Origin of the sequence: Chryseobacterium joostei, from assembly GCF_003815775.1 — a bacterium.
In the GTDB taxonomy this organism is placed as follows: Bacteria; Bacteroidota; Bacteroidia; order Flavobacteriales; family Weeksellaceae; genus Chryseobacterium; species Chryseobacterium joostei.
This window is the reverse complement of the sequence record NZ_CP033926.1, coordinates 1,466,503-1,478,673: the sequence shown is the minus strand read 5'-3', so window position 1 is coordinate 1,478,673 and position 12,171 is coordinate 1,466,503. Positions and strand designations below refer to the sequence as shown.

Here is a 12,171-nt window from a genome sequence, read left to right as displayed (position 1 = left end):
TTGTGTATATTTTTGTCTTTAATTTTCGATTGCTAGCAGTTAATTATTATGTTTTGCAATCCATTTACATAAAGTAGAATAGGGAATTCCGTATTCATTGGTAATTTGACGTTTGGTTTTCTCTTTTTTCTCTATCAGCTCCAAGATGAAGTCTATTATTTCCTGCGTATAAATGTTCTTTCTGAAATGAGGAAGCTTTGATGGGGTTTGTTCTTTGAAAGAAGCGGAAGGTGGAGCATATAATATCAGGTGTTGAGAATATAGTCTGAAGAAATCGTATTCCAAAAGTTTGCTCCATCTCAATAAGGTATTAGTGGGCAGATTTTCTTGCGAATACATTTCGATAATTTCCATTTCTGTACATTTCAGGAAGTTGCATATACGAGATAAATCAATTTTATTTTCTTTAACTCGTAGCTGTATAAATTTTCCAATATGAATATTTCTAAAATTTGAATCCATAAGTTGTGTTTATTTTTAAAAGGTAAGTGGAATGGGACTAACCAATGTCTTCACAGTATTTGAAAAAGAAAAGAATAGTAGGTTCTTTATGTAGTGTTCAGAATCAGTTAGCATTTGATACAATATTATAATTATGTCAGAGTCTATACAAACCTCACATAGGAATAATTCAGAAAGTTTTATGTACTATTTATCGATTTTACAAATTAGCAATATTGTAAATCAGTATATTATACATATTTGGATATTTGTGCAGATTTAAAATAATCCCAAATAGATATTGGTGATTTTGGGAAATATATATGATTAAATTTTCAGAAGTTATAATTGTGAAAATTGCATTGTCTATGAGAAATTTTCTACTTTCATTTCTGTTTTTTTTCTCAATAAGCTTTAGTCTTGGCGCACAAACCAAAACGATTCTGAATGAAGAATATATTGATACCAAATTAGAAGAATTAAGATTTAATACTAAAATCTCTGATCCGGAAAAAGAAAAAGCATTGTTCAGTTTGAAATCTGAATCTGAAAAAATTGGATACCAATGGGGTATTCCAAAAAGTGGACGCTGTATCATTGAAATATATGAAAAGCAGAAAAAAAATAGAGAAATTATCAAACTTGCTACGGAGCTTGAAAAAACTGATGCAGGACCTGAGGCATACAGAACCATGGCAAATCTTTACCGTTCCAAAGCTTTAGCTTTAGAATATATGGGACTGGATGAAGCCAGTTTAAAGGATTTTAAAACCGCGGTTTCATATGCGAAAAAGATTAAAGATTCCAATATCAGAAATTATACCTTATCTCTTTCGTACAACAATATGACTATTTATTTTTTGAATAAGAGGTTGGAAAATACAACTTATAAAGATTCGGTTATTGCTTATTCTAAAAAAAGTATCGAGTCAGCTCAGCTTATTAATGGCAACAGTAAGGAGATTCCCCTTACAAAAAAATATGAGATGCTTTCATTTAGTTATATGCGCTTAGGGATTTCTAGTTTGGAAGAAGCGAACCAACCGGGAAACTTACAAAAAGCTGAAAAATATCTAAACGAAAGTCTAAATATTGTCAATACATATAACTTGTTAGATGATAGCAAGGTTATTTTAATGAATCAATTAAGTTGGATGTATCTGGAAAAGAAAGAGTATCAGAAAACAATACAATATGCAAATCTGGCCAGAGATCTTGAAAAACAATTCCCTAACCCGACTAACAGAATCGAATCTTTTGAATTTTTAGCTTCTGCCTATAGTGAAATGGGAGATTCAAAGAATGCAAAGATCTATATGGATAAATATACCTACTTAAAAGATACCATAAGAATTACAGAAAAAAACAATACGGACTATTCTTCAAATATCTTATTGCAGGATTCTAAAAAAATCAGGAAAAAATATCTTCAATAAAAATAATTATTATTTCAGCGCTGTCTCTTGTAGCTTTACTTTTCATTACTTTTTATTGGAAAAAGAAAAATAAGATTACCCACGAAAAATATGAAGATCTGATTGCCAAAATTAATCATGAAAAGCAACTCAATCATGATGAATCATATAATAAAGTTAACAAATCAAACGCTTCGGTTACCATTACTGACGAAACAGTAAAAGCATTACTTCTTAAACTAAAAAAGTTTGAAAGCTCAGAAAAATATCTTCGTAAAGATTTAAGTCTTACCTGGATGGCTAATAGTCTTAATACCAATACAAAATATCTCTCAGAGGTTATTAAAGTATATCGTGAGCACAATTTCACAAACTATATCAATGAATTGCGCATCAACTATATTGTTAAAAAGCTTTATGAAAATCCCATTTACACAGAATATAAAATTACTTATCTTGCTGAAGAATGCGGATATGCTACACCTCGTGTATTTGTGAATGCTTTCAAGAAAGAAATGGGCTTTACAACATCCTATTTTGTAGAACAATTGAAAATCTCTGCACATCAATCATTATACTCTTAAAATTGGTAATTCAGTATAAAATATAATCTTTTCTTATGGCTAAAAAATTATGGCCATGATATACTTAAATGTACCAATCCTTAGCTCTATAAAAATGATGATAATGAGTTGGAGTACTTGCCCAATTAATCTTTAAAAATAAATTTAATTTGGGTACTCTAAAATTGAGTATTGCCTTTTATTGTAGGATAAACTTCTTGCAATTTAATTTTAAATGGTATATTGTATTTGAAAATTTTCTCATAAATAAAAGATGCTGTAATTTATTATGTAACTATAGCCTTCTCTTTTATATCTTATTTTCATGGAAAGTCTATTACAGTTAAATTGTTACAATCAATTATATTGCAACCTAAAATAATTGTTAGATTTGGATACCGGATTGGTATGTAATTCATAGACGGCTAAGAAGAAAGTAAAAGGACAAAAAAATAGTGAAATGACTGACGTATTTAAAAATTACCTATCCTCACTAGAAAGATTATCAGCCGAAGAAATCAACTTTTCTGCGCAATTCTTCAAACCAATCCGCTTAAAAAAGGGTGATTTTTTTATTCATGAAGATGAATTCTGCCGTTATATTGGATTTATCGTTAGTGGCGCTGTAAAAGCATATGCTATAGACAAAGAAGGAAAAGAAAATATAACCTGCTTCAAGTTTGAAAATGAATTTGTCACCTCGTTTCCGGAATTTGTGACGCAGGAAAAATCCAGAAAGAGTATCAGGGCTATAGAAGATAGCGTAATCTATAGGATAAGTTACCAGGACTATCTGCATCTGCTTGTTCAGGTAACTGCTTGGAACGGAATTATAAAATCGGTGATGGAGCGTGAGTATAGCCAAAAAGAACGTTATCTGCTGAATTACAATAATAGGTCTGCTGTAGATAAATACCATCATGTCCTGTCTAGTGAACCGATGCTCGTCAAGCGCGTAGCAACTCAGGATCTGGCATCGTACTTGGGCATCACACAGCGATCACTTACACGGGCGAAAGGACAAATACATAGACCCAGCATATTATAGGACAAATGTCCTTATGCTTTCTTGATCAGTGATGTAGTTTTGCAAAAAAAACTATGTTACGTCAAATTGCTCCCGAAGTGTTCCATATTTCACTGATGCCGCGCAACAGTATCAACTGCTATATTATCGAAGGTGTATTGGTAGACTCCGGAATACGAAGTTCGTATGCTGCTGTAAAGAAAACTCTTCAGAAAATTCCTGTTTATCAACATGTACTGACACATGCCCATGCAGACCATCAGGGCTGTAGCGATCAGATATGCGCAGAGTTCGCAATACCCTTACTCTGTCATCCCGACGAAGTTTTCAGGACTGAAACAGGTATGGTAACCAACGACTATCCAACTCCTCAACATTGGGTAGCAAAGCTTCAACAAAAGTATTGGGCAGGTCAGGGACATAAAGTGGAACAAACAATCGTTGAAAACGATATGATCGGAAACTTTCGCGTAATAGAGACGCCCGGACATTCGGCAGGGCATATTTCTTTATTTCGCGAGCGAGATGGTGTATTGATAATCGGAGATGCAGCGACAAATATGAACCTGCTCACGACAATGACCGGTCTACGGCTTCCACCACATATATTCACCTCGGATCAGCAGTGCAATATCAAATCGCTTCAGAAGTTGGCAAAACTGAATCCAGCCATTATCTGCTTCGGTCACGGACCAATCATGCTAAATACAGATCGAAAATTTGAGCAATTTGTGGCTAAATGCAGTGCGGCTATTAAGGTTTAGTTAGCAAGACGAGCATATCTTCAAACACTTTTATCGATGATTTAGTTCGTTTGAGTAAAATTAAGCAAGAATTACTAAACTCTATTTTCATCTATAAGATAATTTTATGAGTTTTCCATTTGTTTGATGTTATTTTTCCAGGTTAAAAAAAGATTGACCGTTTTGATCAGCTTAAATATTAGGATGAATACAAGGAAAGAAAATAATATAGTGTAAATGGAATAGCTTTTGAAAAAGATGATCTGAATAGCAAGAACGAAAACATTGATTGATAAAAAGATTATAGTGATTTTTTTGTGAGACAGCCCCAATTGTAAAAGGTGATGATGGATGTGCGTTTTATCTGCTTTGAAAGCCGATTTTCCTCTTAAAATTCTATCAGTATATACTCTTATAGAATCTATGACAGGAATGGTAAACACAAAAAGAATGAAGAAAATACCATAAGGGAAATTATGAGTTGTATTATGGTCAAATTTGGTAATATAAATACCCAGGCAAATTAATAGATATCCTAAGAATAATGCCCCGGAGTTTCCTAAAAATATTTTGCTTTTTTGTGAAAAATTGTACTTGAGGAAAGCCAGGATACTGCCAATGAACAAAATGCCAATTCTTGCAAGGCTAATGTTGCCTTCTATAAGTGCGATAAAGAAAAAAAGACCAAAACCTATTCCTGCAACGCTTCCTGCCAATCCGTCTATTCCATCGATCAGATTAAAGGAGTTCACTGCAGTGGTAATAACCAAAACGGTAAGAATGTATTGCAGGTAAATGCTGATTTCATAAACTCCGAACAGTCCGTACAAAGAAGATATTCTGATTCCGGATGTTGCTATTATTACACTTACACATAGTTGTATCCCCAGCTTATAGATTGCCCTGATGTCCGTTTTGTCATCTAAAGCTCCTATCAATAGCATAATGTATGAAGTGATGATGATGGGAAGCATCTCTTTCAGGCTGTTATTTACGGTAACACCCATTAGCAAAATAACAACAATACCTATTACTAAGCCTCCAATTAAAGGAATTGCATTGTGATGAACCTTTCTTGAATTGGGAACATCTACTAATTTAAGTTTTTGGGCAGCAGTTCTCATCAGCGGAATGATACACATGGATAAAGTGAAAGCAAGAATTCCCAATATGGATAGTTCTATACAATTTTTCATGGCATTTCGTTTTTAAGCGGTTTTATTTGAATTGTTGAATAGTTGTAGGTTTTTTAAATGTCCTACATGATACTTTTCAAGAGTTTTTTTGTCTAATTTTGAAATCACAGGGTAGACATTGGTTTTCTTATTGATTGTAAAGGTTTCTTCAATAAGCTGACTGTATTTTTTTGCTATTTTTTTCCAGGTATATCTTCTTTCTGCTATTTTCTTCATCTGTACGGCACAATTACGGAGATCTTCTTTTGTAATTTCATTTAAAACATTTTTAAGATCTTCCTCATTGGAGAAGTAAAAAGCCTGATGTTCCGTTGTGGTTCTGTTGTAAGAAACTCCATTGCTTATAATGGGCAGCCCTAAAAACATAGCTTCAACTAAAGAAGGATTGGTACCGCCCGCAGAATGCCCGTGAATATAGACAGAAGCATTTCCGCGGATAAGGTCTATCGTTTCTTGATCATAAATAGGATCCAGCAGATGAATATTTTTAAAGCCTGAATATTGGTGCTTTACATCAATACCATACTGACTGTTTTTCCAGTTGCCAACCAATACCAGTGTACGATCAGGAAGTTCACTGAAAACTTTTACAATAGTATGAACGTTATTTTCCGGTTCTATTCTGCATACTTTTACCGCATATTCTCCTGATAAAAAAGGATATTTTTCTATATTTTCAGGAGTAGGGATCAAATTTACTTTTGTATGGTCGGCACCGTATTCTATGACTCTACTGATCGTTTTATATCGTAAAGAAGTATAATCCTGGATAGATTCATTATCAGAAATATCAATATGAGAAAATCTCACGGCCAGTTTTTCTGCCCACCACAAGTATAATTTTGCAGGTAAAGACCATTTGTCTCTTTTCCATTCTATACCGTCAATCGAAATGATGATTTTTTTACGGGTAAACAATCTTACAAATGGTAATAACCAGGCGCCTGCAACCCCTAAAATTAATAGAACATCACTACAGAATAATGCGTGAAGAATAGACAAGGTATCATAAGGAATGCTTTGAATCCCATTGGCATCAAAAGGAAGATATTTTAGTTTTGCCCCTTTCCAGCTTTCGGTTCTCTCTTCTTTCGTATATTTCTTTGATGAACAGTAGACTGTAAAATCATAAGTATCAGCAAGCTCTTCTACAAGGTGAGCGGCTAACGTTTCGAATCCTCCATATTTAGCGGGTAAACCCACAGTTCCGATAATTGCTACTTTTGTCTTCATAATAGATGTATTTGATAACAGTAGTACTATTCATATTCCAAAAGTAAAGTTGTTTTTAAATAATTAAAAATCAATGGCTTAAATCTTATTAGACACGGTGCCAAGTTCCAAAAAATGGAAAATATATTATAAAATGGAAATAATTTTCAGAGATTCTTTTTCAAAATAGGCTTCTGAAAACAAAAGACTTGTCTGATAAGATGCCTCGCTGAAAGATTGGTACACGTCTGAATTGCTCAATATATAAGTAATCTTTTCAGATAATTCGTCGACATTTTTAGAGTTAATTAAAAAACCGTTTTTGCCGTCTTTTACCAATTCGGTCACCCCGCCAACCCGAGGAACAATGGCTGGGAGGCGGTAACGCATTCCTTCCAGAATTGTCAGTCCGAAAGTTTCTACCCAAAGATCAGGATGAGACAAATTGACGATGATGCTTGCTTCCCGATAAAAAGGATGGGTATTGGTTTGTGTAGGATAGATGGTAAGGTTATCCGGAATTGTCTTTCCTCTGAAATACTCCTGAATTTCTTTTTCTGAAGCATTCACAACCAATTTGAATAGGTAGCTGTTGTTTTTTTCTGCTAATTTTAAAAATTCGTTAACGCCTTTGTATATTTTTAAAGAACAGATCATCAGGAGAATCGGAACCGTCTTTTCCAAATATTGGAACTGATCTGCCTGATCTGTAAAATCACTTTCCAAAACATTATAAAGAAGAACCTGATTGTCTATCAGAGATTCTTTTTTTAAAAGATATTCTGAAACAAAAACTATCTTATCTGCGGAAAATTTTGCGATTCCGAACAGAAAATTTTTAAATATTTTAGGTTTCACAGAGGTTTCGTGGATATGATAAATGATTTTGCAGCCTTTTATTTTTCCGGCAATAGCTGCCCCAAAAGGAAGTACCGTATTGATATATACGATGTCCTGCTTTTTTAGAAAAAATAAAAGCTTGATCATTAAAAGAAACTGACTCACAAAAAAATTGGCTATTCTAATCCATGAGCTTTGAGAAAACTGATACCAGAAGAAGTGATTTTTAACGTTCGGGATGTCGGAAAGAAACCCTGTTCTTCCGTCGGAGGTAAATAGGTGAGCTTCAATTCTGTTTTTTGTCCAGGCTTTCAAAAGCTGCATCAGTACTTTCGGACTTCCGCTGTAATCATTCAGTAGATGGATGGCAACAATTCTTTTCATCTTAGTTGGTTATAAATGTTGTTGAGATGTTCTCCTCTTTTTTCCCAGGAGAATTTTTCGATATAATGTTTTCTGGCTCCGGTACTCATTTCTTTCAGAAGATTTTTATCCAAGAATAATCTGACCAATGCACGGCTTAAGCTTTCTATGGACTTACTGTATTCTTGTTGAGGAATTGTGATACCACACTGATCATTCACAAATTCTCCGGGGCCTTCATTTTGAAGGCATACCACCGGTAATCCAAAAGAAAGTGCTTCCGGAACCACCATTCCTGCTCCTTCGTGGGAAGGAAAAAGAAATACTGAAGCTTTTCTGTACATTTTCATCAGGTCTCTTCGGTCGATCCATTCAATAATTTCAATATAATCATTCATCCGGTTTTCGGTAATGAGACGCAGGTAAAATTCTTTTTGCTCACCTGTTCCTACCAGGACCAGCCTGCATTGCGCCCTGTCTTTTTCCGGAAGGCTATTGATGAATCCGGCAAATGATCTTATGGTTAAATCAAAGCCTTTTAACGGAACAAATCTTCCCACGCTTATCACCATAAAATCAGATTTTACAGCCATCTCATTGCTTTGGAAAAAGTCTTCCGAAGCTACGGACGGATAGAGGGAATATTGATGTTCAGAAAGACTGAGCTTTTCAGGAACTCCGGTATTCATACACCAGATGTGACTTGAATGTTTGATGGTGTTACTCAATGAAGGCGAAAAGTTCCAGAAGAAATTTTTCACCATCCATGTGAGACGGTCTTTTATAAAATATTTTTTGGAATAATCTTGCAGATACTGTTTTGGAATCAGCGGATGATGTCCTATAGGCCCCCAAACCATCGGTTTATTAAGCTTCCATAAAAAACTTGGCGTCCAGTCGTTATGAAAATTGACGTTATGAACAATATCAAAATCCAGTTTTTGTTTTTTAATAAACGAAATAATTCCTTTCTGCCAAAGATAATAATACAGCATTGCTCCCCGGTTTCCCTTTTTCCAGAAACGCATCCAATAGGGAAGATCAAAATAGAGAAAATGCATATTCTGATAAACAGTATCAGGATTTTCCGCCATATATTTCTCGATATGCGCTCTGTTATTTTCCCTTGTGATAGCGATCACTTTTCGGAATCTGGCAATTTGATACACAAAATTCCAGCCCATCGCATCTTCAGAACCTTTATAAGGATTCACTGCGTAGCAAGTTGCCAGTACAGTTTGATTGGTTGTCATGAGTTCTTGTTTTTAATAGTTTTGCAGGAATGCCTCCTATAATACTGTTGTTGGGGAAAGATTTTGTAATGACACTTCCTGCCGCTAAAATGCATCCATCACCAATCTCTACACCGTCCAAAATGGTAACTTTGCTGCCGATCCAGCAGTTTTTTCCGATTTTGATCCCTTTTCTGTTAACCCCCTGATGTCTTATCGAAATATCTAAATCTTCATAATTGTGGTTCTCGGGATGACAGCTCAGGTACTGCCCAACGATGCATTCATCACCGATTTCCAGTCCTCCGGAACCTCCCAGATAGGCAAATTCTCCGATGCCCACATTGTTTCCTATTTTTATCTTTTCTCCGATATTATTGAAAGAAGTAGAAACAATGATTCTGCTGAAAGCTCCAATGGAAATATTATTTCCGAATTCTATTCCCTGTTTTGACAATGCAGAAACATAGACATCATTTCCCAGTCTCAGGAATTTCCCCCATTTCATTTTTGAGGGATTAAAAAAGCTGACTCTTTTCCCTAAAAGCATTCCTTTTGGATTCTTAAAGAAGAAAATAACCTTTAATCCCCTGATGATGCTCCAGAGCTGAATCCATATCAGCTGAAGAATAGCTCCGGAGTTCAATGCATCATCTATTGTAAAATCAGGATTTCTAAGTCTTATGATTTTTTCAACAATTGTTTTCATTTTGCAGCAATTATGGTGTTCATTATGGTATCCAAAGTCGTATCAAGATCATTGTTTTCAATGGAAAGATATTTTACATTCTGGTCTTTTTTTTCCAGTTTTGAAAACAATTGGCTGTATTCTGTGGTAAGGTCACATATAGATTTGTAAGAAAGTTCTTTTTTTCTGCTGAGGATTTTTTCGGGAGCCGCATACAGAAAGAAATTGAATTTGGGCTTTATCAAGAAATGGTATGCACCTTCGGTCACTAACTTCGGAAGTTGGATATTGCTTCTTTTAGCATCTGCAATGAAGTCGAAATAATACCTGTCATACAGCACTATTTTTCCTCTTAAGACATATTTGAGGTAAATAATAAACTGTCCTAAAATATAATCTGTGTAATAATACCCGAATCTGAATAAAGAAGAAACAGAACTCTTATTGTTCCCTTGTCTTGGCAGAGAATTCACTGCATCCTGGTGGGCTTTTTCTTTACCTTTGGTCCATACACTTAGAATAGGAAGAAGGGAAGGTCTGTGTCTCAATACTTTTACAGGTCTTCGATACCGTTTCTCTATCAGCTCAGAAACTTCAGAAATAACAGTTGATTTTCCCGCTCCGTCCACACCACTGAATGTCATGATAAAACCTTTTTCTGAGAAAGAATCTTTCAGATAATGGTATACATTTTTTATAAATCGGAAACCTTTGTTATAATCTTTTGTTTTCAGAACTTTTATGATTGTTTTTTTATCGTTTGTTTTTTTTGAATCCACATGTTCTGAAACAAAATTTTTATACAGATCAGGAATTTCCGATTCATTAAGATGATAAAACAGGTGAATAAACCGGGCTGTGTCTTTTTCCGAAACTTGATGGACTCCAAATCTGTTTTTGATTTTGTTTTCCAGAACTTCATTTGTATTCATGATCTTCAGGTATTTCCATTTCAGCTGAGAAATGAGATCGAGGTTAAGAATTTCATGATGCTTTGTGATAATTCTTACAGAGTACATAAACGATTTTTTAAGGGTTGTAACGTTTTGTACGAGACTGTTGGCAGATAAAAAGACAATCAGCTTTTTTGCATTCCGGGAAGATATGATTATATCGATATCAGAATTTAATTTCAGATTTTCAGGAGCTTCGTTATGAAATTTTAAAGTGGCATAAGGGGTATGATACAGCTGATCAAAAATATCCATGATCAAGAGTTCTCTCTCTGTATTATTTTCTGTAAGAAAAATATTTAAAGCTTCAGTCCAGGTTTGTAAAAGCCAGTGAATCTGTACATGCCATTTTTCCTGTTCCGCATATATTTTCAGGTATGATAATGTATTGGTAAGAAGATAGAATTTTAAATACTTTTCAAGTTCTTTATCGTCATACTGAAAGGCTATTGCATTTTTTTCCTTGATCTCTTTAAAAATATTTTTCCAGGATTTCTTCTGAATTAAAATACCGTTCTGAATGATAAAATGAAAAAAATCAAATGCTTTTGGTCTTTCAAAGGATGCCAGTTCCCAATCATAGATTGCCAGTGTATGGTCTTTTATATAGCAGTTCCAGGAAGTAAAATCACCATGAGAAAAAGAAAGATCTACTTTTTCGTTTTCATTGATGCCACTTAGGACAAGCTTTAATTTCCGTAATAAGTTTTTAGGAACCCGCTCATCATTCAGGCTTTCAAAATCAGTTTTTAGATCCTGAAAATATCTCCAGTTTGCTACTTTTGTACTTTGTGTTTTCTTTTTTGCAATGTCTAGTATTGTCTTTGCGTGTATAAGTGTCAATTCATTCACTCTCTCTCCGCCAGCGGAAATATCTGAAAGCTGTAGAACATATTCATTTACCATTTTTGATGATGGGGTAATATATTTTGCATTGTTTTTGGATATTTTTAGGCTTTGAAATTCATTATGAACGAGTTGTTTTGCCTGCTCTGTACTTGCAATTTTATAAAAACATTCCTCTGAAAATAAAAGACATTTATTATTAGGACCTACAGTTCCTGTAAAAATGGCCCAATCACTTTCAATGTCGAAAATAGGTTTTTCACCTGCGATATAATATACCGTTTCTTTTTTGAAAGTCAGTTTCTGTAAACGAAGTACAAATAGAAATTCTACTAACCATGAGAAGAGTTTTGCTTTAAGAGTAGCGGCATTATAGAATTTTAAAAATAGCGGCTTTTTTGAATTTGAGTTCCAAAACCATCTTACACTACCATCGGGATTAGGGATGTAGGAGAAAGCAATTTTGACGCTTCCCGGCTGTTGTTTCGTAAACAATCTGTATCCTGTATTTTTAAATATATTTTTCATGGCATTTCTTTATATTACAAAGTATATAAATAGTCTGCCAATGATTTAAGCATTTGTATTTCAGTAAATTATAAATTATTATTGAGTGTCGTTTTCCAAAAAATGGAAAAATAATGCAAGGTTT

Annotated in this window: 11 protein-coding genes; 4 read left to right on the top strand and 7 right to left on the bottom strand. The window is 34.3% G+C overall.

Annotated features, from left to right (window positions below; translation table 11 throughout):
• Positions 1-39 precede the first annotated feature (39 nt).
• The gene (locus EG359_RS06835) at positions 40-462 is read right to left on the bottom strand and encodes a transposase (RefSeq protein ID WP_076352129.1); all 423 of its coding nucleotides are present in this window, start codon (positions 460-462) and stop codon (positions 40-42) included.
• Positions 463-809: 347 nt separating this feature from the next.
• Here EG359_RS06835 and EG359_RS06830 point away from each other — a divergent pair, with 347 nt between their 5' ends.
• The 4 genes from EG359_RS06830 (at position 810) to EG359_RS06815 (ending at position 4,210) form a co-directional block, all read left to right on the top strand.
• Positions 810-1,877, top strand: a complete 1,068-nt coding sequence (locus EG359_RS06830) for a tetratricopeptide repeat protein (protein WP_123867291.1) — start codon at positions 810-812, stop codon at positions 1,875-1,877.
• 275 nt (positions 1,878-2,152) lie between these two features.
• Positions 2,153-2,440, top strand: coding sequence for a helix-turn-helix domain-containing protein (locus EG359_RS06825; protein WP_076352127.1), 288 nt, complete (start codon positions 2,153-2,155; stop codon positions 2,438-2,440).
• A gap of 439 nt (positions 2,441-2,879) precedes the next feature.
• A complete protein-coding gene (locus tag EG359_RS06820; RefSeq protein ID WP_076352126.1) occupies positions 2,880-3,467 on the top strand; it encodes a Crp/Fnr family transcriptional regulator in 588 nt (195 codons plus the stop codon).
• Between the two features lie 53 nt (positions 3,468-3,520).
• A complete protein-coding gene (locus tag EG359_RS06815; protein ID WP_076352125.1) occupies positions 3,521-4,210 on the top strand; it encodes an MBL fold metallo-hydrolase in 690 nt (229 codons plus the stop codon).
• Positions 4,211-4,314: 104 nt separating this feature from the next.
• Here the strand turns inward: EG359_RS06815 and EG359_RS06810 are convergent, their stop codons facing one another.
• From EG359_RS06810 to EG359_RS06785, 6 genes are all read right to left on the bottom strand, one after another.
• On the bottom strand, positions 4,315-5,385 hold the full coding sequence (locus EG359_RS06810; RefSeq protein WP_084180304.1) for a glycosyltransferase family 4 protein: 1,071 nt from the start codon (positions 5,383-5,385) through the stop codon (positions 4,315-4,317).
• 12 nt (positions 5,386-5,397) lie between these two features.
• On the bottom strand, positions 5,398-6,618 hold the full coding sequence (locus EG359_RS06805; RefSeq protein ID WP_228434916.1) for a DUF1972 domain-containing protein: 1,221 nt from the start codon (positions 6,616-6,618) through the stop codon (positions 5,398-5,400).
• A gap of 126 nt (positions 6,619-6,744) precedes the next feature.
• Complete coding sequence (locus EG359_RS06800; RefSeq protein ID WP_076352122.1) at positions 6,745-7,821, bottom strand: glycosyltransferase family 4 protein; 1,077 nt, start codon at positions 7,819-7,821, stop codon at positions 6,745-6,747.
• A complete protein-coding gene (locus tag EG359_RS06795) occupies positions 7,818-9,053 on the bottom strand; it encodes a glycosyltransferase family 4 protein (protein WP_084180303.1) in 1,236 nt (411 codons plus the stop codon). Before EG359_RS06795 ends, EG359_RS06800 begins: the two co-directional genes overlap by 4 nt.
• Positions 9,001-9,741 (bottom strand): acyltransferase, encoded by a 741-nt coding sequence (locus tag EG359_RS06790; protein ID WP_076352120.1) that lies wholly within the window; start codon positions 9,739-9,741, stop codon positions 9,001-9,003. The genes EG359_RS06795 and EG359_RS06790 overlap by 53 nt, the downstream gene beginning before the upstream one ends.
• A complete protein-coding gene (locus EG359_RS06785; RefSeq protein ID WP_076352119.1) occupies positions 9,738-12,047 on the bottom strand; it encodes a nucleoside/nucleotide kinase family protein in 2,310 nt (769 codons plus the stop codon). The genes EG359_RS06790 and EG359_RS06785 overlap by 4 nt, the downstream gene beginning before the upstream one ends.
• Between the last annotated feature and the right edge of the window lie 124 nt (positions 12,048-12,171).